The 25,162-nt window shown below is 72.5% G+C and carries 12 protein-coding genes and 1 pseudogene; 4 read left to right on the top strand and 9 right to left on the bottom strand.

Going from position 1 to position 25,162, the window contains the following annotated elements; translation table 11 throughout:
- Nucleotides 1–16 precede the first annotated feature (16 nt).
- A complete protein-coding gene (locus ACH34S_RS00835) occupies nt 17–4,201 on the bottom strand; it encodes a Pls/PosA family non-ribosomal peptide synthetase (protein ID WP_395950388.1) in 4,185 nt (1,394 codons plus the stop codon).
- A 721-nt stretch (nt 4,202–4,922) separates the two neighbouring features.
- Here ACH34S_RS00835 and ACH34S_RS00830 point away from each other — a divergent pair.
- Nucleotides 4,923–5,870 carry a M28 family peptidase gene (locus ACH34S_RS00830; protein ID WP_395950387.1) on the top strand — a complete coding sequence of 316 codons (948 nt, stop codon included), beginning with the start codon at nt 4,923–4,925 and terminating at the stop codon, nt 5,868–5,870.
- Nucleotides 5,871–5,883: 13 nt separating this feature from the next.
- Nucleotides 5,884–7,146, top strand: coding sequence for a M14 family metallopeptidase (locus tag ACH34S_RS00825; RefSeq protein ID WP_395950386.1), 1,263 nt, complete (start codon nt 5,884–5,886; stop codon nt 7,144–7,146).
- Nucleotides 7,147–7,272: 126 nt separating this feature from the next.
- On the opposite strand, the gene ACH34S_RS00820 is transcribed toward ACH34S_RS00825, so the two are convergent.
- From ACH34S_RS00820 to ACH34S_RS00805, 4 genes are all read right to left on the bottom strand, one after another.
- On the bottom strand, nt 7,273–8,772 hold the full coding sequence (locus ACH34S_RS00820) for a methyltransferase (RefSeq protein ID WP_395950385.1): 1,500 nt from the start codon (nt 8,770–8,772) through the stop codon (nt 7,273–7,275).
- Between the two features lie 112 nt (nt 8,773–8,884).
- Entirely contained in the window at nt 8,885–10,255 is a 1,371-nt protein-coding gene (locus ACH34S_RS00815; RefSeq protein ID WP_395950384.1) for a sigma factor-like helix-turn-helix DNA-binding protein, read from the bottom strand.
- Between the two features lie 228 nt (nt 10,256–10,483).
- Nucleotides 10,484–15,982 (bottom strand): carboxyl transferase domain-containing protein, encoded by a 5,499-nt coding sequence (locus ACH34S_RS00810; protein ID WP_395950383.1) that lies wholly within the window; start codon nt 15,980–15,982, stop codon nt 10,484–10,486.
- A 169-nt stretch (nt 15,983–16,151) separates the two neighbouring features.
- Nucleotides 16,152–17,375, bottom strand: a complete 1,224-nt coding sequence (locus ACH34S_RS00805) for a cysteine desulfurase-like protein (RefSeq protein WP_395950382.1) — start codon at nt 17,373–17,375, stop codon at nt 16,152–16,154.
- A gap of 104 nt (nt 17,376–17,479) precedes the next feature.
- Between ACH34S_RS00805 and ACH34S_RS00800 the strand changes: the two genes are divergently transcribed.
- The gene (locus tag ACH34S_RS00800) at nt 17,480–17,785 is read left to right on the top strand and encodes a hypothetical protein (RefSeq protein WP_395950381.1); all 306 of its coding nucleotides are present in this window, start codon (nt 17,480–17,482) and stop codon (nt 17,783–17,785) included.
- A gap of 400 nt (nt 17,786–18,185) precedes the next feature.
- Nucleotides 18,186–18,713, top strand: a pseudogene (locus tag ACH34S_RS00795) (response regulator); the annotation flags it as partial.
- Here the strand turns inward: ACH34S_RS00795 and ACH34S_RS00790 are convergent.
- From ACH34S_RS00790 to lanKC, 4 genes are all read right to left on the bottom strand, one after another.
- Entirely contained in the window at nt 18,639–20,573 is a 1,935-nt protein-coding gene (locus ACH34S_RS00790) for an ATP-binding cassette domain-containing protein (RefSeq protein WP_395950380.1), read from the bottom strand. The pseudogene ACH34S_RS00795 and the gene ACH34S_RS00790 sit on opposite strands and share 75 nt — an antisense overlap.
- Nucleotides 20,570–22,252 (bottom strand): ABC transporter ATP-binding protein, encoded by a 1,683-nt coding sequence (locus tag ACH34S_RS00785; protein WP_395950379.1) that lies wholly within the window; start codon nt 22,250–22,252, stop codon nt 20,570–20,572. Before ACH34S_RS00785 ends, ACH34S_RS00790 begins: the two co-directional genes overlap by 4 nt.
- A gap of 106 nt (nt 22,253–22,358) precedes the next feature.
- Nucleotides 22,359–22,463 carry a SapB/AmfS family lanthipeptide gene (locus ACH34S_RS00780; protein WP_395951411.1) on the bottom strand — a complete coding sequence of 35 codons (105 nt, stop codon included), beginning with the start codon at nt 22,461–22,463 and terminating at the stop codon, nt 22,359–22,361.
- Nucleotides 22,464–22,478: 15 nt separating this feature from the next.
- Nucleotides 22,479–25,124, bottom strand: a complete 2,646-nt coding sequence (gene lanKC, locus ACH34S_RS00775; protein WP_395950378.1) for a class III lanthionine synthetase LanKC — start codon at nt 25,122–25,124, stop codon at nt 22,479–22,481.
- Between the last annotated feature and the right edge of the window lie 38 nt (nt 25,125–25,162).

The raw sequence follows: 25,162 nt of genomic DNA, 5'->3' as shown, positions 1-25,162 counted from the left end.
CCGCCGCCCGAGGCTGTCAACCCACCCCTTTCGGCAGGTGGAACTGCCCGGCGGGATTTCCGGCCCACCGCGCGTCCGGGGGCACCTTCTCGCCTTTCATGAGGAAGGAGTCGGCGTCGAGGACGGAGTCTTCGCCCATCGTCACGCCGTAGTGGACGAACGACTCGACGCCCAGGGTCGAGCCGGCACCGATCCGGGTGCGGCCGGATTTGAAGACGCCCTCCTCCAGGGAATGGCACTGGATCACGCTTCCGGCGTTGAGCGTGCACTCGTCCCCGATGGTGACGAGGGTCTTCTCCGGGATGGCGCAGCCGTCGTCGAAGACCCGCCGGCCCATGCGCACGCCCAGCAGCCGCCAGACCACGTTCTTGAACGGGGTGCCGTTGAACGCGGCCCGCCCGCCCATCTTCCAGAGGCGCTCATGCCACCAGAAGTACGGGTCGTAGATCGAGCACAGCCGCGGTTCGAGAGAGCGGAAGCGCAGCACGGCCCGTTCGACCAGCACGCCGAAGCCGACCGTGAACAGGAGCGTGGTCAGGACGGCGACGACGATCCCGACCGGCGCGTTGCCGCGGAGCTGGTCCTCGGCGGCGAGCCACAGCACGGTCACCCCGAAGGCCCGGAGCCATCCCACGAAGAGGTAAAGCGCCATGGTCCTGATGTTGTAGCGGTTCTTGGCCGACAGGCGGCGGCGGAACTCCTCGCCCTTCTCCAGTTCGGCGAACGCGTGGTCGCGTTCCACCGAGCGGGGGATCTCGAAGCACGGCGAGCCCAGCAGGCCGGTGTTCTCCCGGACCGGGCCGTCGACGGGCACCGCCACCTTCGTCCCCAGGAGGACGTTGTCCCCGACCGCCGCCCCGGCCGGGAACACGATGTTGTTGCCGAGGAAATTGCGGGCCCCGATCCTCACCTCGGACGCCCTGAACGACGTGCTGGAGAAGTCGGCGTTCGTGACCCACAAGGCGTCCGAGATCATGGTGCCGCTGCCGACGGTGGTCAGGTAGGGGGAGTGGTGCTGCAATTCCGTGCCGAAATTGCTGCCCGTCTGCACGATCGGCCGCGAGAAACGGTATCCGAGCGCGCGCAGGTACCCGACGATGTAGGAGCTGTCGCCGAAGAGGCTGGTGAACAAGGGCACGTTGGTCAGGCGCTTGGTGGTCATGAGCGCCCAGTAGTGGCGTCCGTAGAGGCGGTAGACCTTGCCGGGCCGGACGAGGAGCCCGAGCAGGCGCGGGACGGTGAGCACGAACGCCAGCGCCCCGACCAGGCCGCCGAAGAACAGCAGGCCCGAGATCAGCGCGGCGTCCAGGTAGAGCGACGGGCGGCCGAGCCCCTGCGACTCCGTGCGCATGATCTCCGCCAGCATCGGGAACTCGGTGAGCAGGCCGACCACGACGGCGAATCCCAGCGGCATCGCGACCGCGAGCAGCGTGAACAGCTGGAGGGTGCCGTACCAGAACCGCCTCGCGGTGCCGCACCTCATCGGCGGGATCGGCAGGTAGCCGGTGCCGGTCGGGCGGGCCGGGCAGCCGTGCCAGCGTTCGCCCGCGGGCACGCTCTGCCCGCTGTGCAGGGACGAGGCGTGCCCGAGCTGCGTGTCGTCGCCCATGGCGGTGTCGAGGTCGAGGACCGTGCTCTCGCCGACGAACACGCGGTCCCCGAGCGTGATCGGGCCCGTCCGGATCACCCCGGCGTCGGCCCGGTAGCCCGACATCGCGCAGCGCTCCCGGATGATCGTCCCGGCGCCGACGGTGAGCAGGTCGGTGCACACGACCGTCCTGGAGAAGATCACCGCGCCGCGGCCGATCCTGGCCCCCAGCAGCCTGAGGTAGATGTTGTAGACCGGTGATCCCGCGAGCAGCGACATCGGGCTCGACCGGATGAGCGTCCGGACCGTCCAGAAGCGGACGTAGCCGAGGCTCCAGACACGGATCCGCCGCGGTTTCCAGCGGCCGATGAGCGCCCATTTCGCCAGGACGGGCAGCGCGCACATGAACGCGAACAGCGCGCCTCCGGCCGCCGCGCTCCGCATGTACAGGTCGGCGAGTCCGGTGGCGTCGGACGTCCAGTCATAGCCGGCGGACGCGACCACGGCGCCGCCGTAGATCGTCGCGACGAAGAGGAGGAATTGCAGGGCGCCGCAGACCACGTACTCGCGGACGCGTTTCCGCACCGCCGGGCGGGTGTCCGCCGGACGCCCCTCCGGGGCGGACTCCGGTGGCGGCGCGATCGCGGGCGCCCGCTCGGACAGCACCGCGGCCAGGCCCTTGACCTGCGGGTTCTGGTAGACGTCCAGCATCGACACCGGCAGGTCCGTCCGCTCCCGGACCGCGGTGCAGAACCGCGCCATCAGCAGCGAGTCGGCGCCCAGATCGTCGAAGAAGTGGCTGTCGGTCGACACCTGCTCCAGCCGCAGCAGGCCGGCCAGCGCATCGGTGAGTTCCTTCTCGGTCGCGGTCGTCGGGGCGAGGTGGCCGCTGGACGCGGCCTGCCCGCGCGGCGACGTCGGCGGGGGCAGCCGGCCACGGTCGGCCTTGTCGCTCGGCAGCATCGGGATGGCCTCGAGCTCCTCGAAGTACGCCGGGACCATGTAGCCCGGCAGGTGCTCCCGGGCCTGCGCGCGGAGCCGGTCACGGTCGAGCGGTGAGTCGCGGGTCCGCCGCGTGACGTAGGCGACCAGCTCGGTCACGCCCGGCTCGGGCTCGTGCGTGCCGACCACCACCTGCGCGACCCCGGGCACCTGCGACAGCACCGACTCGATCTCCGTCAGCTCGATGCGGTACCCCTTGATCTTGACCTGGGTGTCGATGCGGCCCTGGTACTCGATCTCGCCGTCGCCGTTGATCCGGCCGAGGTCGCCGGTGCGGTAGATCCGGCCGGACGGGTTGTGCTCGATGCCGATGAAGTCGCGGACGAACCGGCTCGCGGTGAGGTCGTCGCGGTTCACATAGCCGCGGGCCAGCCCGATGCCCGCGATGCCGATCTCGCCCGGCTCGCCCGGCGGCAGCGCCCGGTCCTCGTCCGGGTCCAGGATGACGACGGAGTAGGTGGGCAGCGGGATTCCGATCGTCACCGCCCGGCGCGGGTCCAGCGGCGTCCACGTCGCGGTGACGGTCGCCTCGGTCGGGCCGTACACGTTGAGGAACCGGCGGCCGGGGCGGTGCCAGCGGGCGACGAGGTCCTGCGGGCACGCCTCGCCCGACACCAGCAGGAAGCGCAGGTCCGGGAGGTCCTCGCCCAGGGTCGCCAGGAGCGTCGGGACGCAGCACAGCGCGGTGATGCGCCGTGTCCGGATGAACTCCAGCAGGTCGTCGCCGACCAGCACCGACCCGCTCGGCTTCGGGACGAGGGTCGCGCCCGACATCAGCGGCACCCAGATCTCCTCGACGGAGAAGTCGAACGCGATCGTCATGCCCTGGTACATGCGGTCCGCCTGGCCGATCCCGTACACCTCGACGGCGACGCGGACGAAGTTGCAGATCGCGGCGTGCTCGACCGCCACGCCCTTGGGGCGTCCCGTCGAGCCGGAGGTGTAGACGATGTAGCACAGGTCGTCGTCCGGGACGCCCTTCTCGGCGCCGGTGAGGCGGTGGCAGGGGAGCGTTCCGATCTGTGCCGCGGCCTCGTCGACGCACAGCACCGTCACGCCCGCCGAGCCCGCCGAGCCCGCTTCGCGCGCCGAGCCCGCCGGACTCGCGGCGTCCGGTCCCTCTGCCGCGCTCGCCTGGTGCAGGTGGCCGCGCAGGTGCGACAGGGACAGGACGGTCCGCACGCCCGCGTCCGCCACGATGTAGGCCAGCCGCTCCGCCGGATAGCCGGCGTCGAGCGGCACGAACACCGCGTTGATCTTGAGGACGGCGAGCGTCGCGGCGTAGGAGTGCACGGCGTCGTCGAACAGCAGCCCGATCCGGTCGCCGGGGCGGGCCCCCTCCGCCAGCAGGTGGCGGGCGAGGCGGTTGGCGCGCTCGTCCAGCTCGTCGAAGGTCAGGACGAGATCGCCCGCGTCGACGGCCGGATGCGCGTCGCGGCCCTCGGCCCGGAAGCGGTCGCAGCGGTCCTCGAACAGGTGCTCAAGGCGTTCGCCGGGGCGCCAGCGAATCTTGTTCGGATGTCCGGCGGCGACCAGAACGTGCTCGGGAGTGACGTGCCGGGCCGTCTCTCCCGGAACGGTGAGCGTCCGATCGCCGGTTTCTGTCGTCATTATTCGCTCCCCCCAGGCGGACTGAAATTCCGCCAATCACCCGCGCGGCCGAGTCAGGGCTCGCAAGATGAGATGTCAGGACCGAAAGATGATCCAACCGAACCAATGAGTAGCAATAGCCCCTGACCAGAGGCGGCCATGGAACGGTCCGGCACGAATTTCCCTTGACACTGCAATGACGCCTGTTTAATCGTTTCATTAACTAAAATGTCATGGGCGATGTCGCTGTATCGCCTGGGGGGCGGCCACGGGGATCGGGCTACGAAGATCCCCTGCCGGGGCTATAGATCATGAAGTTCCGGCGGTGCTTTGAAACGTTCCATTTCAGCCGCCTTCATTCACATTCAAGGAGCGGGCGGGCGCCTTTCTATTAGATGTAGTGACCAGCTGACTCCACTTCTCCGGCCGGTGACCACGGAAAACGCGGCCGGAATCGCGAGGCTGCCCGAAGTTCGTCACACATTGCTCTTTACGGCGCCAATCCCCGTGCATATCGTTCAGCGTCATCCTCCCCTCTGGTGCGCAACGCGCCGGAGCACACCCGCAGGAGGCAACAGGGCTTCAAGGTCCACCAGCGTTCCACCAGCAGTTCGACCAAGTGCCAGCACAGCTCCCGAGCCGACGAGGGTGGCGCCGCCACCCGGCTCCATGCCTGCTCGCCGGACAGTCCCCCCCGCTACAGCTCCCCGGAACACAGATCCGATTGGTCAGGTAGACCCCCATGATGAAACGCAAGCGCGTCCTCGGCTCGGCCGCGATCGGCGCCGGCCTCCTCGCGGCCCTGCTGGGCCTCCCGAACGGCGCCGTCGCGCAGTCCACCGCGCCCCCCGCCGCCGTCTCCGTCCTGTCGCCGGACATCCCGGCGGCCAACTCGATGGCGCACGCCCAGCAGTTCCAGACCATCGCCACCGCCAACGGCGGCAACCGCGCGCACGGCCGTCCCGGCTACCGCGCCTCCCTCGACTACGTGAAGTCGAAGCTGGACGCGGCCGGATTCCAGACCTCGGTGCAGTCCTTCTCCTACCAGGGCGCCACCGGCTACAACCTGATCGCCGACTGGCCGCAGGGCGACGCCAACCAGGTCGTGTTCCTCGGCGCGCACCTGGACGGCGTGCCCGCCGGCCCCGGCGTCAACGACAACGGCTCCGGCTCCAGCGCCGTCCTGGAGACCGCGCTCGCCGTCGCCCGCGCCAACGCCAAGCCCACCAAGCGGCTCCGGTTCGGCTGGTGGGGCGCCGAGGAGCTCGGCCTGATCGGCTCGAAGTACTACGTCCAGAACCTGCCCGCCGCCGAGCGGTCGAAGATCAACGCCTACCTCAACTTCGACATGGTCGGCGCGAAGAACACCACGACCTGGGGCGTCTACACCGACTCCTCGACCCTCAGCGCGGTCTTCACCGAGTACTTCCGCAGCAAGGGCCTCCCCACCCGGGGGTTCAACATCGGCGCACGCTCCGACCACGCCTCGTTCAAGAGCGCCGGCATCCAGGTCAGCGGCATCGCCAGCGGCGACGACCCCTGCTACCACGCGCGCTGCGACGACATCAACAACATCTCGTCGCCGGTGATGGGCCACGCCACCAACGCCGCCGCCTACGCGGCGTGGAAGCTCGCGGGCATCCCCGAGGGCGCCGCTCTCCCCAGCGCGGCCTACCGGCCGGCGGGTTGAGGAGAGGCGTCCGATGAGAACCCGTAACCTCAAGGCGGCCCTCGTGGCGGTCTGCCTGGGCGCGGCGGCGCTGACCGTCGTCGGGACCACCGCGTCCGCGGCGCCCACGACGGCCGCCGCCCCCGCCGAAACGGCGAAGCGCTACCTCGTCACCGGCCCGGCGTCGTCCGCGCAGCGGACGCAGGTCGCCCGCACCGGCGCCGCTATCGACCTGGTGCGCCCGGACGACTCGCTGGAGATCAGCGCGATCCCGGCCGAGGTCCGCGCCATCAAGCGGCTCGGCTTCAAGGTCAGCCCGATGGGCGCCTTCCCCCGGCACGCCGCGTCCGCGCAGTCGTACCACACCCACGCGGAGACGATGGCCGAGCTCGACCAGGTCGTCGCCAACTACCCGCAGATCGCGAAGAAGTTCACCATCGGCAAGTCCTACGAGGGCCGCGACATCGTCGGCGTCAAGATCAGCGACAACGTCGCGCAGGACGAGGACGAGCCCGAGGTCTTCTACCAGGCCAACATCCACGCCCGCGAGCGCCTCACCAACGAGCAGGCGCTCTACTTCATCGGGATCCTCACCAAGGAGTACAACTCCACGGCGCGGATCACGAAGGTGGTCAACGAGCGGGAGTTCTGGATCATCCCGATCCTCAACCCCGACGGGCAGATCTACGACATGACCAGCGACACCCAGCCGGGCCGGATGTGGCGCAAGAACCGGCAGGGCGTCGACCTCAACCGCAACTACGACTACAAGTGGGGATGCTGCGGCGGCTCGTCCGGCACCCCGTCCAGCGAGACGTACCGCGGCCCCTCGCCGGCGTCGGCGCCCGAGGTCCGGAACGTCCAGAACTTCGTCAAGAGCCGGATCGTCGGCGGCAAGCAGCAGATCAAGATGTTCCTCGACATCCACTCGGTGGCGAACCTGGTGCTGTGGCCGTTCGGCTACACCACCGCGAACACCGTCCCCGGCGCGATGTCGGCCGACGAGGAGGCCGCGCACCGCACCATCGGCGTCGAGACCGCCCGGTTCAACCGGTATACACCGGAACAGTCGAGCGACCTCTACATCACCGACGGCAGCTCGGACGACTGGCTGTGGGGAGACCAGCGCATCTTCTCCTACACCTTCGAGCTCGGCGGCGGCAGCTTCTACCCGGCGCCCTCGCAGATCGAGTCGCTCACCCAGATCAACCGCGACCCGCTGCTGATCCTGGCCGAGTACGCGGACTGCCCGTACCGCGCGATCAACAAGCAGACCCAGTACTGCTCCCCGGCCTGACCACCGCCGGTAGCAGCTGAACGAGCTCACCCGGGTTTGTCGGACGCCATCCACGAAACCCGGGTGAGCTTGCTTGTCCGTCTCTGAGATGCCCCGGTCCCGGTCCCAGCGGTTGGGGCGGGACGGTCAGGAGGGGCGGGCGGGGGCGGCGATGATGACGGAGACGTCCAGGCGGAGGGTCTTCTCGCCGACGGCCTGGAAACCGGCTTCGGCGAGGAGGCGGCGGTAGTGGCCGCGGGTGCGTTCGCGGCCGCCGACATTGTTCACCAGCATGTTGAGGTCCCACAGGGTGGAGACCGAGGAGTCCCCCGGATCGTCGGGGAGGAGACGTTCGATGATCAGCAGCGTGCAGCCGGCGGTGGCGGCCTCGCGGACGGCGCGCAGGATCGACACGCAGGTCTGATCGTCCCAGTCGTGCAGGACGCGGGCGACGATGTACACGTCGGCGCCGGCGGGCACGTCGCGGCCGTTGGTGAAAGAGCCGGGATGGAGCGTGCAGCGATTCAGGTGGCCGCGGGCTTCGAGGTTGTCCCGGGCGGTTTCGATGACCTCCGGGCGGTCCAGGAGCGCGCCCTTCAGGTTCGGGTAGGCGTCGCACAGGTGCGCGAGGAGCTCGCCGTTCCCGCCGCCGATGTCGGCGACGGTGCGGGCGCCGGAGAGGTCGACGGCGGCGGCGACGTCCGGGAAGAAGGCCCCCTCGGCCATCGCGCGGGCGAACAGGCGCCTTTCCTGCGGGTGGTCGTCGAAGTAGTCGAACGGCCTTTGCCCGAACACGGTCTCGAAGGGCTGCGCGCCGTCCTTGATGGCGCCCGCCAGCTCACCGAAGGTCCGGTAGAACAGGCCGCCGTAGAGCTGGGCGATATGGCGCATGGAGCCCGGGGCGGTGGAGGTGAGCCGCCGGCCGAGGCCGGTGAGCGCGAACGCGTCCCCGGTGGAGGTGAGCGCGCCGATCCAGGGGTGGCAGAGGGCGCGCAGCAGGCGGTTCAGCCGGTCGGCGTCGATGCCGGTGCGGGCGGCCAGTTCCTTGCAGGTGAGCGGGTGCTCGGCGAGCTGGTCGGGGATGTCGAGTTCGACCATGACGCGGATCGCCTGGACGCCCCAGGCGCCGGTCAGCCGGCGCAGCAGCCGCCGATCGTCGCCGGTTTCGGCTTCGGCTTCGAATTCGGGGGTGGGCTCGGGTCCGGGGGCGGGCTGGTTCAGGTGCCGTAGCAGCGCCTCGGTGTGCCGTCCCGGGGCGATGACCTCTAATCGGCGAGGCCGGCCCATCGGGGTGAAACCGTCGGCGCGGAAACGCAGCACGGTGACGCCGTCCTCGCCCTGGGCCGGGTTGTATCCGCCTCCGTCGGGATGCGGTCCGCCCGGACGGGAGAGGGCGCGGCGCAGTTCCTCCAGGCGGGCGGGGTCGGTGAGCCGCACTTCGACGCCGCGGGTGGAATGGCCCGGTAATTGGCCGTGGATGACTTTTACGGCCGGGAGCCCGGCCTGGTCGACCGTGCAGTTCGCGGCGACGGCCTCGACCATCTCCGCGGGAGCGTCCGGCGGCAGGACTTCGGATATGGCCTCGGCGTCGCTCCGGGTGATCAGGTAATCGTGGCCGCGCCGGATTCGCCGCCTGTCGTCTTCCATGCGCTGCTCCCCATTCAGTGATCGTGCATGTGCGAGACAGGTGCAGGATCGCACGGGAGACAAGAGAGAGGGGACGGACCCCCACCGGTCCGTCCCCTCTTCGTTTTGCGATTTACCGGCCGGACAGGCCGCCCAGGATCGGGTCGGTGACACCGCCGATGATGTCGCCGATGGGGTCGAGCGGCCCGCCGGGACGCTCACCGTCGTCCGGGTCCTCCGTCGGCGGCGGGTCCTCCGGCGACGGGGACGGGCTGCCCGACGGGGGCGGGCTGCTGGGCGGCGGCGTGGTCGGAACCCGGTTCTCCGGCGGAGTCGACGGGCCCGGCGTCCGGTCGCCGCCCGGCTCCGCGGGCTTCTCCGCCGAGGGGGAGCGCTTCTCGGTCTTCGGCGGCGCCGGAGCGGGGGCGGCGTTGCGCTGCCCGCTGCCCGGCGGCTTCGGCGTGCCCGGCGTGGCCGGCTCCTCGGTGGCGCCGCCGCTCGGCGTGGTGCCACCCGGGCTGGTGTTGGTGTCGGGCGGCGGCCCGAAGGCGTTCACCGTGCCGTCGTCGGTGGACGGCCACGTCATCAGCAGCCCGACCGCGATCGAGGCGGCCACCCCGGCGAGGCCGCCGACGCCCTTGAGGGCCGCTCCGCGGCGGCGCGGGCGCTCCCGCACCGGGTCGGCGAAGAACGGGGCGTCGGCGAGGGGGTCGGATCCGGCGAAGGGGCCGGGCTCGGCGAAGGGGTCCGTGCCGGGGCGGGGCGGGGCGCCGGCGACGAACTCGTCGCCCATGGCGGGTCCGGAGCCGGAGCCGATCACCACGAGGGGGCGGGTCGGGTCCGGGGGCACCGCGGGCGGGACGGGCACCGAGGGCGTGTGGCCGAGGTCCTCCCGGACCGGGGCCGTGTAGACGAGCTCGTTGAACTCGCCGTCGTCCTCGTCCTCGCCGAGCACCTGGGCGCGCAGGTGGGGCGGCGCGAAGGCGGGGGCGCGGCGGGCCAGCAGGTTCGGGAGCCGGCCCTTCTCGAACGCCTCGATGACGTCCATGTGGTCGGCGGGCTCGGCGGTGCGGCGCATGAGGGCGTCCAGGACGACGCGCTCCAGCGCGGTGCGCGCCTCGTGCAGCCGCTCGCGCACGGCGTCCGCCGAGATGCGCAGGACGCCCGCGATGTCGCGGATCGCGAGCCACTCGCCCGCGGACAGCAGCAGCGCCTCGCGGTTGTCGGCGGGCAGGTTGCGCGCCGCGGACAGCAGCGGGTCGGTCTCGGCGCCGGCGAAGACAGGCCGGCTGTGGCTGCTGAACGCGCCCCGGTCGGCGCAGACCCTGCGGGCGAGATGGTGCAGCCACAGCACCGTCTCGCCCGGGGGTGGCGGTTGAGCCACCGCTTCGTTGAGCGTGTCCTTCAGTGCCTCGGACGCGCCCTGGTCGCCGGTCAGGGACCAGCAGTGCGCGTACAGGCGGTGTGCGTGGGCGTCATAGAGGTTTTCCAGGTCCCCGCGCATGTGAGCCTCCTCGTGAGGTGGCCGTGGGAGCAGCCGTCGGAGAGCGGGCAAGGAGACGGGCCATCCGGGGGCACGCCTGGGCACGGGACTCTAGTGCATATGTGTGGCGGATGAGAAGGGAATGCCACCTAATATGCTGGATTCAACCCTGGGTGAGGCAATGATTCTGATCTGTTATGATCAGCGATATTGGAACGATATATAGCTATATGTCGGGTTCTTTGCAGGTCATCGGCGTGCGCGCGCCTCGATCGCCTCGATGATCCGCGGGCGCAGTTCGGCCGCGCGGATGACGGCGTCGACCGAGCCGACCTCGACCGCGCGCCGGATGTCGTGGACGCGGTCGAACTCCGCCGCCACCTCGCCGACCTTCTCCGCGCGGACCGCGGCGCGCAGCTCCTCCAGCTCCGCGATCAGCGCGGCGCGCTCCGGGCCCGGCGCGGCGGCCACCCGGGCCTCCAGGTCCCGGACGCGCGGGTCCGCCGCCGTGCGGGCGTTGACGTCGCCCGCGAACACCACGGCGGCGGCGGGCGCCCCGCCGAGCACCGAGGCGAACGAGCCCTCCAGCGCCAGCACCGTCATCTCCGGGTTCAGCGCCTTGGAGAACACCACGAACGCGCCGCCGTGGTACCGCGAGATCACGCAGAACACGATCGGGCCGCGGAAGTTCACGATCGCGCGGCCGATCTCGGCGCCGTACTCCAGCTGGAGCTTGCGCATCGACTCCGGTGAGCCGTCGAAGCCCGACAGGTTCGCCAGCACCACCAGCGGCCGGTTGCCGCTGGCCGCGTTGATCGCCCGCGCCGCCTTCTTGGACGACTGCGGGAACAGCGTCCCGGCCGTGTAGGCGTCCGGGCCGTCGGTGGGCGGGAAGCCGCGCCGCGGCACCGAGCGCGACTCGATGCCGAGCAGGCACACCGGCATGCCGCCGAGATGGACGTCCTGCACCACCGCCGTGTCGGCGTCGGCCATGCCCGCCCAGCGCTCCAGCACCGGGTGGTCCTGGTCGGAGAGCGCGCGCATGACCGTCCGGATGTCGAACGGCTTCTTGCGGTCCGGGTTGGCCTCGGCGGAGAAGATCTCGCCGACCGTGGTGAAGTCGCTGCCCTCCACGGCGTGCGGGAAGTCGGACACGTCGCGGTCGACGGGGTCGGACGTAGTGGCGCGGCGCGGCCCGTCCTCGCCGGGCGCGACGTAGGTGTGGTCGTAGTGCGCCATCAGGACGTCGCGCGCGGCGGCCAGGTTCGGCGCCCAGTACTGCGCCTGCCCGTTCGGGCCCATGACGCGGTCGTAGCCGCCGATGCCGAAGTTGTCCTCGGCCGACACGCCGCCGGAGAAGTCGAGGGCCTGCTTGCCGGTGAGCACCATCGCCGAGTCGGGCGTCATCACCAGCACGCCCTTGGTGTGCATCAGCATCGTCGCCTCGGCGTTCCAGTACGGCTGCGCGCCGACGTTGATGCCGGTGACCACGACGTTGATCTCGCCGCCGTCCTGGGTGAACTCCACGATCCGCTTGAGCGCCGCGGCGACCCAGTCCATGTTCTCGGTGCCGGACTCCATGGAGATCCGGGCGCCGGACGACAGCGTGTACCACTCCAGCGGCACCCGCATCCGCTCGGCCAGGTCCAGCGCGGCGATCACGCGGCGGCACTCCGGCTCCGACAGCGCGCCGAGCGACTTGGTCGGGTCGCCGAGCAGCACGACCCGGGTGACGCCCTCCCGGTGCCGCGGGGTCGGGGTGGTGACGACACCGGCGACGATCGCGGCGGTGTTGCGCCCCTTGGGACGATCGACGGGCACGAGCGCGTGGTCGTCGTCCAGGTCATGCTCGGTGAAGTCGCCGAGCAGGCCGGTCAGCTCGTACGGGTACACGGTGTTGCGGCTGCTGGCGCGGAGCACCTTCTGCCGGTAGCCGTCGACGGGCTCGACCGGGTCGTCGGACGGCTCGGCCACGGTCAGCTCGGTGCCGCCGGTGGCGTCGAACGCGACCCGCACGGCGACCTTGTGCAGCTCGCCGGTCCGCCGGTCCCGCCGCCGCGCGATGATCTCGATCTCCTCAAGCCCGGCGCCCGCCGTCATCGGCAGCAGCCGCTCGATCACCGTCTCCAGCTCGGCGCGGGTGATGTCGCTCGGCGGCCAGACGTAGATCACGATCCGGTTGGTGCTGAGCCGCTTCTTCGACGGCCACCGCGACCGCGCGTTGCGGATCGAGTCGAGGCAGGACGCGATCGTGTACTCGGCGGTCGGCAGGGTGAGCAGCCGGCCCTCGTGGTCGCGGAGCCCGGCCAGATCGCGGACCTGCGCGAACGCGACGAGGCGCTCGTCGGACGGGTTCTCCCGCGCCGTGCACCGGAACAGGTAGACCTCCTCGTCCGAGGACGGCAGCCGGGTGAGGTCGAACTTGCGCAGCCGCTCCATCCGCATCCGCTGCGCGATGTACGGGTGCAGGCCGCGGATCAGCCGCTCCTCCACCATCGCCCCGGCCCCCTCGGACGCCGGGCGGAACGTGAAGTGGTGGTGCATCACCGCGCCGCCGCTCCCGGCGACCGTGGCGGTGAGCCTGCGGACCTGCCGCGGCAGCGGGTGCGCGTTGATGACCGCCTGCAGCTCCGCCGCCATCGCGTCGAAGTCCTCCGGCTGGCGCTCCCAGGAGAGGTAGATGTCGCTGTCGAGCGCCTGCTCGCCGCCCGCCAGCTCCGCGAGGCCGCGCAGCGCGTCGCCCAGCGACTCGAAGCTCACCGCCGAGGAGACGACGGACGAGTCCGCGCGCTCCGCGATCACGAACGAGCAGCCCGCGACCTCGGCCGTGCGGACGCGGGTGAGCGGCTTGTTGCCGTAGTAGCGGCGGGTCAGCACCTCCAGCATGACCGCGTTGTCCCGCTCCGGGCGGTCCTGGCGGACGAGGCGGCGGCCGAGCAGCCGCACCAGCGGCTCGGTGCTGCGCACCATCTCGGCGATGCGGTCGGCGCGGTCCGGCGAGCCGGGGTCGGCGTCCAGGTGGCGCAGGTGCCTGCGGACGTCGGCGTACACGCGGGCGCGGTTGCGGCGCAGCAGCGGCTGCGCGAACCACGCGAACACCACGCCGTAGGCCAGGTCGGCGACGACGGGGAAGCGCACCTGCGTCGCGGCGACCAGCCGCTCCAGCGCGAGCCCGGCGGGCTCGCGGAGCGCCTGCTCCGGCGGCGGCTCCGCCAGCCAGGTCCGCAGCAGCGTCGCGATCATCGTGGCGTCGGCGGACGCGCGCTGCTGCGCGAGGAACACGCGGAACACGGCCGCTTCGAGCTCGGGCGAGCGCTCCAGGTCGGTGACGCCGTAGTGGCCGAGCGCCTTGGCGAGCCTGGTCTGGAAACCGTCCGGCAGCCCGGCCCGGTCGACGTCGAGGCTCTGCAGGTAGGTGTGGAAGTACTCGCGGGCGCTGTGGACGTGGCTGCCCTCGCCCGTCCCGTCGCCCGGGGCGTCACCGGCCGGGCGGTTGCGGCTCAGCTCGGCGAGGTCGGTGAACACCTCGACGAGCCCGAGCTCGTCCGCCAGGGGGCGGTGGCCCGCCGCCGCGGCCGTCCGGCGGGCGTCGAGGTAGTCGTCCAGGACCCGGCGCTCGTCGTGCGGGTCGACGTCGAAGCCCAGCAGCAGGCTGCGCAGATCCTCCTGGCAGCGGGCGGCGCGCTCCCGCGCGGACGGCGTCCCGGGCGCGGTGGCGAGGTCGAGGTCGGCCGGCGCGGACGTCTCCGCGAGCGCCCCCGCCTCGGCGTCGTCGGCGAGCGGCTCCAGCCGCAGCAGCGGCGCGCCCGTCTCCACCTGGCTGCCCACGGACACGACGCATTCCTTCAGCCGCGCCTTGAACGGCGCGCGCAGCACCGTCTCCATCTTCATGCTCTCCAGCACCAGGACCGGCGCGCCCGCCTCGACCTCGGCGCCGACCAGTGCCGGGGTCGCGACGACCAGCGCGGGCGCGGGGGAGCGGATGACGCCGCCCTCGTCCCGGCTGACCCGGTGCGTGACGCCGTCCACCTCGATCAGGTGGACCGGCCCGTGCGTGCCGGTGACCAGCCGGTACCGGACGCCGTCCACGACGATCTGCCCGGTGTGCCGGTCGAAGCGGTCGAGTTCCACGACGGCGGTGCGCGCCTCCTCGCCCGCCTCGATGCCGACGCGGAACCGGTGCGCGCCGACGCGGGCGACGCGCAGGCGGTAGACGACGCCGCGGAGCTTGAGGTCGAGCGGCCGGCCGCTGTCGTGCCGGACCTGCGGCCGCCCGCCGGACGCCGTCGACAGCAGCCGCTGCCGCTCGGCGCGCTCCTCCTCCTCGTAGCTCTCGATGGCGGCGGCGACCAGCGCGACGCCGGAGTGCCGGTGCGCGGCGAGGTCGCCCTCGGCGCGGACGCGGTCGATCCAGCCGGTGTCGGCGGTCCCGGAGATCACCTCGGGACGGTCGAGCAGGTCGAGCACGAAGCTCTTGTTCGTCGCGCCGCCCTCGATGATCACCGTGGTCTGCGCCATGGCGCGGCGGAGCCGGCCGAGCGCCTGGTCCCGGTCCCGGCCATAGGCGATGATCTTCGCGATCATCGAGTCGAAGTCGGCGGGGATGGTGTCGCCCGCGCGGACGCCGGTGTCCACCCGGACGCCGGGCCCGGCGGGCAGGTCGAGCCGCGCGATGCGGCCGGGGGAGGGCGCGAAGTCGCGGTCGGGGTCCTCGGCGTTCAGCCGGGCCTCGATGGCGTGCCCGCGCTCGACCGGCGGGGCGCCTTCGAGCCGCCCGCCGGACGCCACCCACAGCTGCGCCCTGACCAGGTCGAACCCGGTGGTGGCCTCGGTGATCGGGTGCTCGACCTGGAGGCGGGTGTTCACTTCGAGGAACGCGAACAGCCGGTCGCCGGGGTGGTAGAGGAACTCGACCGTCGCGGCGCCGCGGTAGCCGACCGCGACGGCCAGCCGCTCGGCGGACGCCTTCAGCTCGGCGGCCTGCTCGGCCGACAGCACCGGCGAGGCCGACTCCTCGATGACCTTCTGGTTGCGGCGCTGCACCGAGCAGTCGCGGACGCCGAGCGCCCACGCGGTGCCCTGGCCGTCCGCGATCACCTGGACCTCGACGTGCCGGGCGCCGGTGACCAGGCGCTCCAGGAACACGACGCCGCTGCCGAAGGCCCGCGCGGCCTCCTGGCTGGTGCGCTCGTAGGCGTCGGCCAGCTCGTCCGCGCTCGTGATCACGCGGATGCCGCGCCCGCCGCCGCCCGCGGTCGCCTTGAGCATCAGCGGGTAGCCGATCTTGGACGCCGCGGCCAGGGCGTCGTCGAGCGTCTCGACGGCGCCGCGGCTCCACGGCGCGACCGGCACCCCGACCTCCTCGGCGAGCAGCTTCGCGCCGATCTTGTCGCCGAGCTTGCGCATCGCCTCGGCGCTCGGCCCGACGAAGGTGACGCCGATCCGGTCGCACAGCTCCGCGAACGCGGGGTCTTCCGCGACGAAGCCCCAGCCGACCCACGCGGCGTCGGCGCCCGACTCGACCAGCGCGCGCTCCAGCACCTCAAGATCGAGGTAGGGGCGGGCCGACGCGGGCCCGAGCTCGTAGGCCAGGTCCGCCTCGCGGACGAACGTGGCCGTGCGGTCGACGTCGGTGTGCAGGGCGACCGTCTCGATCCGCGTCCCGCTCTCCGCGGCGATGTCCCGCACGGCATGGATGAGGCGCATGGCGGCCTCACCACGGTTGACGATGGCGACACGACTGAACACCGGACCGAGCCCTCCTGTAGACCACGATGTCGGCGTCCGCGACATGGCGAACTCCCGACCCTGCTTACCCTTCCGCCTCGACCCCACGCGCCGCCATGTCGGAGACGTCGCATGCTGAGCGGCTCGAGTTGTGGGAATCGTGCAAAGCGTCTCTGGGAGAGCTAAAGGCTCACTCGGGCGATGCTAGGAATCCCGCCAGGTGGTGCAGGAGCCGGTCCACGTCCTCGGCGTTGTTGTACGGGGCCAGTCCCACGCGCAGGCCGCCGTCGTCTCCCAGCCCCAGTCTGCGGGACGCCTCCAGCGCGTAGAAGGACCCGGACGGCGCGTCGACGCCCCGCTCCGCGAGGTAGCGGTAGGCGTCGACCGTGCTGCGCCCGTCGATGGTCAGCAGGAGGGTCGGGGTGCGCTCGGCCGCCCGCGAATGGACGGTGATCTGGCCGAACGCCGCCAGCCCCTCCTCTATCCGGAGCCGGAGCGCGTCCTCGTGCCGTTCGAGCGCGGCGGACGAGGCGGCCAGCCGTTCGCGGCGCGTGCCGCCGCCGTCCGGGGCCAGGGCGGCGAGGAAGTCGACCGCCGCGCGGGCCCCGGCGAGGAATTCGTAGGGGAGCGTGCCGAACTCGAACCGTTCGGGGACGGCGTTCGTCGAGGGCAGCAGCTTGTCCGGCCGCAGGGTCTCCAGCAGGTCGGGACGGCTCGCCAGGACGCCCATGTGCGGGCCGAGGAATTTGTACGGGGAGCAGGTGAAGAAGTCGGCCCCGAGCCGTTCGACGTCGACGTGGGCGTGGGCGGTGTAGTGCACGCCGTCCACGTAGAGGAGCGCTCCCGCGTCGTGCACCGCCCGCGAGATCTCCGGGATCGCCGGGCGGGTGCCGATCAGGTTGGACGCGGCGGTGACCGCCACCAGGCGCGTCCGCTCGGACAGCACGCTCCGGACGGCGTCCACTTCCAGCTCGCCGGTCTCGGGGTCGAAGTCGGCCCACCGCACGACCGCCCCGGCGTTCTCGGCGGCCTGGATCCACGGGCGGACGTTGGAGTCGTGGTCCAGGCGCGTGACGACGACCTCGTCGCCCGGGGCCCACGCCTTGGCGAGGGTGCGGGAGAAGTCGTAGGTCAGCTGGGTGGCGCTGCGCCCGAACACGATCCCGGACGGCTCCGCGCCGAGGAGGTCGGCCAGCGCCCGCCGGGCGTCCGCGACGATCGTCTCGGCGTTGCGCTCCCCGGCGGTGCCGTGCCCCCGGTTCGACAGCGGGCGGGACAGCGCGTCGGCGATGGCGTCGATGACGGGCAGCGGCGTCTGGGTACCGCCGGGCCCGTCGAAATGGGCGGATCCAGCCTTCAGCGCGGGGAACTGCGCCCGGACGGCGCCGACGTCATAGGCCGATTCGTTCGTCAACGCGGGACTCCTTCGGGTGTGCCGGGATGTGCCGGGGTGTGTCGGTGGGGGTCAGTAAGGTCGGGGGCATGTCGCGGCGCCGTTTTGAGCACGCTATGCACCGTATGCGGGCAGGTGAACCGCAGGTACGGGAGGACGCGTTCGACTTCCTGCGCGAGCACGCCGACGCCTACGTCGACGACCTGATCGCGGAGTTCGCCGCCGAGCGCGACGACCACGACCTGCGCTGCCGGCTGCTGGAACTCATCGCCGAGGCCCGCTCCGCCACGGCGCTCGGGGTGTTCCGCGAGCAGCTGGAGGGCACCGACGAGCCGCTCCGGTTCTGGGCCGTCCGCGGTCTGGAGATGCTCGACAGCCGCGCCGCCGAGCAGGTGCTCGACGCGGCCCGCGAGGGCGGCTGGATCTCCTGAAAGGAAGCCGACCGGAGCGCTGGGGAAATGGCTCAGATCCGTTTTACCCGCCATTGACCTTCGGGTTACGGGTGCGCCCGGACATCGTTATCCGAAAGTGTCAGCTGCCGCCTTCCGCGAATTAACCGCGATTTCTAATGCCGGGTCGGGGGAGGTTCCGCTCCGACCGGGAAAGGCTTGCCGGATCCGGCCACGCCATTCAGTGAAACGGGCTTTCAAGAGCGCTCTTCGGTTCGGCTAGAAAGGGGCTCCTGCGTGGGCGGTCGCGGTGCTGATCAGGGCGGTCCCGGCCGGGTGCTGTGGAAGACACGCCGCCGCCTCGACGATTCAACCTCGAACATCGAGCGCGAATTGACGCGGGCGCGGACGCTGGTTCACCCTTTCCCCGTGGAGCCGTGCCATGATTCGCATTTTCATCGCCGAGAGTGTCGGTCTCTTCCGCGGCGGACTCACCGCCCTCCTCGACGGGGTACCGGGCCTGAAGGTCGTCGGCACCGTCGATTCCGGTCAGCAGGTGGTGCGCGTCTGCCGCGAATGCACCCCGGACGTCGCGTTGATCGACATAGATCTGCCCGGCCTGGACGGGTTCACCGTGACCCGGACCATGCACGATGAGCTGGACGGGTGCGTCGCCCCCGTGCTGATGGTCAACCGGCACCGGCCGGGCGACGTGCGGCGGGCGGTCGAGGCGCGGGCGGCCGGGCTGGTGCTCAAGGACACCACCCTGGACGACCTCGTCCGGACGATCCAGCGGGTGGCAGGCGGGGAACGGGTCGTCGACCCCGACCTGGTCTTCACCGAGCTGTCCACCGGCCGCAGCCCGCTGACCGAGCGCGAGCTCGAAGTGCTCGATCTAGCCTCCCGCGGAGCCACCGCGGCGCAGATAGCCGCCGCCCTCATGCTGGAGATCGGCACCGTCCGCAACCACCTGTCCCGCATCAACCGCAAGGTCGGGGCGAGCAACCGCGTGCAGGCCATCCGGATCGCCCAGGAAGAAGGGTGGCTCTGAGCCCGCCGCTGCGTCCGGCTCCGAGCCCGCCGCCGCGTCCGGCTCCGGGCCCGCCGTCCAGTGCCCGAGCAGGTCGCGGTAGAGCGGGGAGCGGGCCAATAGTTCTTCGTGCTCGCCCAGGTCGGCGGACGACCCGTCCAGCACCAGGATCCGGCGGGCGCGCAGCGCGGAGCTCATCCGGTGCGCGATCACGATGAGCGTGCCGCCGGGCCGCCGGGCGAACGCCTCCTCCGCCGCGTCCTCGGCGGCCGGGTCCAGATGGCAGCCCGCCTCGTCGAGGACGATCAGCGGCGCGGGCGCCAGGTAGGCCCGGCCGAGCGCGATCAGCTGCCGCTCCCCGGCCGACAGCGCGGCCGGGTCGAGCCGGGCGGCGAGGCCGCCCGCCCGGTGGGTCAGCCCCTCCAGCCCGACCGCGATGACGGCCCGCGCGATCGCGGCGGGCGTGGCGCCGGGCGCGAGGTAGGTCAGGTTGTCGCGCAGGGTGCCGTCGAAGACGTACGCCTCCTGCGGGATGAGGACCCGGGCCCGCGGATCGCCCGCCGGGCGCCCGTCCACCAGGATCCGCCCGGTGCGGGGTCGCAGGAGCCCGGCGATGAGCGCGGCGAGGGTCGACTTCCCGATCCCGCTGGGGCCGACGACCGCCAGATGCTCCCCGGGCGGGACGGTCAGGTCCAGGTCCCGGATGACGGGTTCGGAGGCGGGGCCGTAGGCGAACGTTACCGCCCGCAGCTCCACCGCGGGCCGCAGCACGGAATCGCCCGGCGCGGCGTCTGCCGTCCACTCGGTGTCACCGTCGGGTTCGCGCTGCGGTGCGCTCGTCTCCAGGATGCGGCCCAGCGTGACGGCCAGCCGCAGGCCGCTGCCGCCCATGCCGCGCACCATGCTCTCCAGCGCGGGGTGCAGCCCGTGCAGGACGTAGGTCAGCGCGCCGATCAGCGTCCCCGCCGTGGCGCCCCGGTTCACCAGCCACGGCGCGGCGGCGAGGATCAGCAGCGCCGGGCCCCAGCCGCCGATCGCGAGGGCCAGCGCCCGGACCGCCGCCATCCGCGCGACGGCCCGTCCCGCCGCTGCCTGCGCGTCCACCTCCGTGCCCAGGTCGGCGCGCATGCCGTCCTCGCCGCCGCAGGCCACCACGTCGCGGAGCCCCTCGGTGAGGGCCGTGGCCCGCTCGGCGATCCGCTCCTCGCCGACGATCAGCTCCCGCTGCCGGACGGCCGCCGCGCCGAACACCGCGCCGAACAGCCCGAGCCCCAGCGCCAGCGGCGGGACGACCAGCAGCACGACCTCGGGCATCAGCGTCAGCATCCCGGCCAGCGCCCCCGCCGTCGCGAACAGGAACCCGCGCAGCACGATGAGGATCCCGCCGAAGGTGTCGCGGACGATCTCCACCTGGTGGGTGAGCCGCGCGACCGCGCCCGCGTCGGCCCCGCCGCCGGCCGACCGCCGCAGCCCGGCGGCCGCCACCGCCCGCACCAGCTCGTCGCGGAACGGCTCGACGAGCTGCGCGAGCGGCCGGTAGAGCCGCTGCGCCCCGGCGGCTCCGGCCACGGCGGCGCCCGCCAGCGCGGCGAGCCAGCAGGCGGCGTCCACCGGGCGGCCGGTGCGGAAGGCGTCCACCGCACGCGCGACGGCCTGCCCGAACACGATCGTCGGCACCGCCTCGGCCAGCGACCAGAACGCCAGCCGCGCCGTAGGGCGGGGCCGCGCCCGCATCGACGCGACGAGCAACCGCAGCAGTAGCCGCACGGTCCCCCGCCGGGAGGTCACGGCGTCCTTCACGCGTCGTTCACCCCGAACACGGCCCGGTAGGCGGGGTCTCCCCACAGGACGCGGTGCGGGCCCTGCGCGCGGACGCGTCCGCCGTCGAGCCAGATCACCTGGTCGGCGCGGGCCGCCGTGCCGGCGCGGTGGGCGATGATCAGGCGGGTCCGGTCGCTGAGCGGGCCGAGCAGCGCCTCGGTGATGCGCAGCTCCGTCGCGGTGTCCAGGCTGGACGTGGCGTCGTCGAGGATCAGCAGCCGTCCGGCGTGCGCGAACGCCCTGGCCAGCCCGATCCGCTGCCGCTCCCCGCCCGACATCGGGACGTCCGCGAGCGGTGTGCCGTATTCGCGCGGGAGGCGGCGGATGAAGCCGTCCGCGCAAGCGGCCTTGGCGGCGGCCCGCAGCCTCGGCTCCGGCGGACGGTCGGACCCGAACGCGATGGCGTCCAGGACCGTGCCGCCGAACAGGAACGGGCGGTCGAAGGCGTATCCGACCGCCCGCCGCAGGGCCTTCCGGCTGAGCCGGGGGAGCGGGACGCCGTCCAGCCGCACCTCACCCCGGTCCGGGTCGGTGAGCCGTCCGGCGAGCGCGGCCAGCAGCGACTTGCCGGTGCCCGAGCGGCCGACCACCGCGACCGCCAGGCCCGCCGGGATCACGAGGTCGAGATCGTGCAGGACGCCGCCCTTCCCGACCCCGCGGAACTCCAGCAGCCCGCCGCCGCCCGGAGGCGGCTCGGCCGTCCCGTGCGCGGGGGCGGGCGCGGCGAGGATCTCGGCGGCCCGGCGCGTCCCGGCGCGGGCCCGGCCCAGCCGGACGAGGTTCGCCAGCACCGGCCCGAACCCGGCGGCGAGCCCCGTGTACTGGACGGCCGCGACCAGCTCCCCGGGACTGATCCGTCCCGCCATCAGCTCCGCGCCCGCCACGCCCACCACCGCCACCTGGAGCAGGAGCAGGGTGAGCAGCCCGCGCGCCGCGATCCGGCCCTGCGCGTCCCACGTCTCGTGTCCTTCGGCCCGCAGGTCCGGCAGCGGCGCGAGGACGCGGGCCAGCTCCCGGTCGGCGGTCTTCGCCGCCGCGATCGTCCGGGCGCCGCCGAGCGTCTCCGCGAGCCGCGCGGCGATCGTCCCCTGCAAGGCGAGGTAGCGGTGCACCGTCCGGGTGATGTCGCGGACGAACACCCGCAGCAGCAGCCCGACCAGCGGCAGCGCGACCGCGATCGTCAGCGCGATCCGCCAGTCGAGCACGACGAGCACGACCAGCGCGCCGACCGGCGGCACCGCCGAGACGACCGCCTGCGTCGCCGCGACCGGCGCCACCCCCGCCTCCGCCGCGCCCGTCACCACGCGGCTGGTCACGTCCCCCGGCCGGATCCGCAGCGCCGGACCGGCGGCCAGCACCCGCGCCACGAGCAGGTGCCGCAGCCAGGCGGTCGCGCGGGCCTGGCCGCAGCCGGTCGCCAGCTCGCTGAGCACCTCCGCCGCGGCGGACGCGACGATCAGCGCCCCGCACAAAACGATCGCGGTGGACGGGCTGGACGCCGGGCCGGTACCGAGCGCGGCGTCGACCGCCCCGGCCATCGCGAGAGGCAGAAACGTGGCGGCGACGGCGTCGGTCAGTGCCGCGGCGGCGAGCAGCCCGTTCCACCAGCCGCCGGTCCGGGCGGTGCGCAGCAGCAGCCGGTCCGCTCCAGATGCCATGACCACTCCAAATGCCAGACCACTCCAACCGGGCCGGGGACGGCCCCGAGAACAGGGCGGCCATGGCCCGGGGACCCGGGCCATGGCCGCCGTCGAGCGCTGAGCGTCAGCTGTCGCAGATCGTGACACTGGCCCGGCTACCGCAGTGCACGGAGAGGCTGCTGCGGCCAGGGTGATCGCTGTTCTCGACCGTCATTCCCTGAAGGTCCATGAGCGCCATGTTCATTCACCTCCTTTCGGGCAGGGTTGTCGGAGGAGCCACCGCGGACGGCGCCGCGGACGGCTCCATGGCGGCTCCGGTCGGCCGGGGCGACGCGGGACGGTGAAGGAAGGGAAGCCCCACCGGCCGGTCGTGCAGGGCCGAGCCGACCGCGAGCAGCACTCCCGCCGTGCCGGTCCCCAGGTCCATGGAGAGCCGGTACAGGTGGTCGCCGGGCGTCGCGAGCCCGCCGCCGTAGGGGAGTGCGTGCCAGGCCAGGTCGCTGATGTGCCGCGCGACCCACGGTTCCGCCCGGTCGTGCCGGGCGAGGTACAGGATCATTCCGGCGCGGCCGGCGAACAGGCCGGCCTGCGCGTAGTAATGGGACATCGCCGCCAGGCGGATCCCGTCCCGCGCCGCGGCGAACTCCTCGTCCGGCCGGTGCGCGAGGTACTCGTCCACGGCGAGGCCGATGCCGACGCTGCCGTGATCGATGTAGGGCAGGACGCGGTGGCCGTCCTTGACCTGCAGGCCGTCCGCGTCCTCGACGCAGCCCGCGAGGTCGCGGCGCAGCGCCTCGGCGGCGCGGTCGAGCAGGGACGGCTCGCCCGTCCGCTCGTAGAGCCGGACGAACATCAGCGCCGCGCCCGACGCGCCGTGCAGCAGGCCCGGCCGCGGCGGCGGCGACTGGCCCGGACGGTCCGCGACGATCTCCGCCGCCTTCCACGCCGCCGCGCGCAGCTCGTTCTCGCCGGTGAAGTCCGCGAGATGGTGCAGCACCAGCGCGTATCCGGGCAGCCCGCCGTAGAGGTCGTTGCCGAGCTTCTCCCAGCTCTCGCCCAGGCAGATCTCCGCCACGTCCAGCGCGGACCGGACGTGCCCGAACCCGGCCAGCACGTACGCCGCGCCCTGGAGGCCGTCGTAGAGCCCGAGCCCCGTTCCGCGCGGCGGATCGCAGGCATGCCGGGCGAGCCAGTTCTCGTACTCGGGCCAGCGGCCGAGCCCGGCCGCGTCGAGCGCGTAGAGGACTCCGGCGGCGCCGTGCGCGAGGCCGAGCGTCGACCCGAAGAACTGCTCCACGTCGCCGGGGAACAGCCGGTCGTCGCGCTCCGGGGTGGCGGCGGCCAGCACCGCCCGGCTGAGTTCTCCCCGGATCCGGATCCAGCCCGGCCGGTCCGGGGAGAACTCGGGGGCCGCCTGCGCGGGCGGCTCCGACCCGGGCCCCCGCGCAGGCGACGCCGTGGTCGTCGATGTCGCCGTCGCCGTCCGGGCGCCGCGGGTGATCTCCTCGACGGCCTCGTCCAGGAAGGCCGGGGCGACCGGGAACCACTCCTTGATCACCTCGGCGAGCTGCCGGGCCTTGCCGCGGTGCAGCACGAACAGCGTGGTCATCGGGAGGAACAGGGCCAGGCGCAGGCAGGCCATGCTGTAGACGTCGACCTGCGTGCCGCGCCGGTCCGGCGGCGCCAGGAACGCCGGGCTGGCGAGGGTCTGCCGCCCGTTCTCCCCGGCGGGCGCGGCCGTCTCGAAGTCGATCAGCGCGACGGAGTCGTCCGGGCGGACCATCACGTTGAACATGTGCAGGTCGTTGAAGACCACGTCGCGGCGGTGCATCTCCCCGACGACGCGCTCGACGCCCGCGTGCACTTTCAGCGCCCATTCGGTGTACTCCACGATGTCGTCGTGCGACGGGTCGGGCTCCAGCAGCGGATGCCGCTCGGCGAAGAAGGTGTTGAGCGCCCGGCCCTCGATGAACTCCTGGACGAGGAAGTGGTGCTCGCCGAGCGTGAAGTAGCCGCGCAGCGCCGGGACGCCCTCGACGCCCGCCAGCTTCGCCAGCACGTCCCGCTCGCGCCGCAGCCGGGTGACCGCGTCGGCGTCGTCCGCGGCCAGCCCCGCGTATGGCCGCGCCTCCTTCAGCACGACCTTCGCGCCGGTCCGCGTGTCGACCGCCTCGTACACCCCGCCGCCGTTGGAGAAGTGCAGCGCCTTCTCGATGCGGTACGGGAGATCGTGGGTCGTCGTCGCGGTCCGGGCGGCCACGTGCGGTTCCAGGCAGTCCGGGACGCTCACCCAGTCGGGCACCGTGAAGACGGGCCCGCGGCGGTCGGGCACCAGCTCGCCGTCGCCGTTCTCCATCGCCGCGACGAGCTCGCCGCGCTCGTCGAGACATCGGCGCTCCGCGAACCCGCCATAGCGCACGTGCAGCGGCCCGTCCCCGATGCGCAGATCGCTGAGAATGTAGGGCCCCGGCAGCCCGGAAAGGAGCGGGCCGAGGTCGGCGAGAATGCGTTCCAGCTGATCCTCGTCCGCCGGGTAAATGGTGACGAGCTTTCCGCTCGAACCGCGCGGCGCGTATTTCGCGTTGCGCATCCGCAGCGTTCCCGGGCCGCGCAGGTGCTTGAACTGGATACCGCGCGGGACGCAGTATTCCCAGGTGTGGCGGAGCACCTCGTCCGCGCTCTCCGCACACCCCGTCACGTGCACCTTCCAGCCCTGCGGCGGGGTCCGGTCGGCCGGCGGGACGTAGACCGTCCACTCGTCGCCCGGCGCCAGTTCCCAGCCCTCGGGAAGGGGACGGTGGCTGATGCCGTAATCGGTGTCACGGGTGACCGGAGGGGCGTCATAGAAATACCGGTCGGTGAGGCAGTAAAGCTCGTACTGCTTCCGCATGACCCGACTTCCTTTCGTTCGCTCGAAAGAGAAGATTT

Source organism: Actinomadura sp. 3N508 (assembly GCF_044326375.1).
GTDB lineage: Bacteria > Actinomycetota > Actinomycetes > Streptosporangiales > Streptosporangiaceae > Spirillospora.
The sequence above is the reverse complement of the archived record's forward strand: the minus strand, read 5'-3'. Positions and strand labels throughout refer to the sequence as shown.

Coding starts and splice junctions, on each gene's coding strand:
- ACH34S_RS00835 (WP_395950388.1), bottom strand. CDS start 4,201: ATGACGACAGAAACCGGCGATCGGACGCTCACCGTTCCGGGAGAGACG.
- ACH34S_RS00830 (WP_395950387.1), top strand. CDS start 4,923: ATGATGAAACGCAAGCGCGTCCTCGGCTCGGCCGCGATCGGCGCCGGC.
- ACH34S_RS00825 (WP_395950386.1), top strand. CDS start 5,884: ATGAGAACCCGTAACCTCAAGGCGGCCCTCGTGGCGGTCTGCCTGGGC.
- ACH34S_RS00820 (WP_395950385.1), bottom strand. CDS start 8,772: ATGGAAGACGACAGGCGGCGAATCCGGCGCGGCCACGATTACCTGATC.
- ACH34S_RS00815 (WP_395950384.1), bottom strand. CDS start 10,255: ATGCGCGGGGACCTGGAAAACCTCTATGACGCCCACGCACACCGCCTG.
- ACH34S_RS00800 (WP_395950381.1), top strand. CDS start 17,480: ATGCGGGCAGGTGAACCGCAGGTACGGGAGGACGCGTTCGACTTCCTG.
- ACH34S_RS00785 (WP_395950379.1), bottom strand. CDS start 22,252: ATGGCATCTGGAGCGGACCGGCTGCTGCTGCGCACCGCCCGGACCGGC.
- ACH34S_RS00780 (WP_395951411.1), bottom strand. CDS start 22,463: ATGGACCTTCAGGGAATGACGGTCGAGAACAGCGATCACCCTGGCCGC.
- lanKC (WP_395950378.1), bottom strand. CDS start 25,124: ATGCGGAAGCAGTACGAGCTTTACTGCCTCACCGACCGGTATTTCTAT.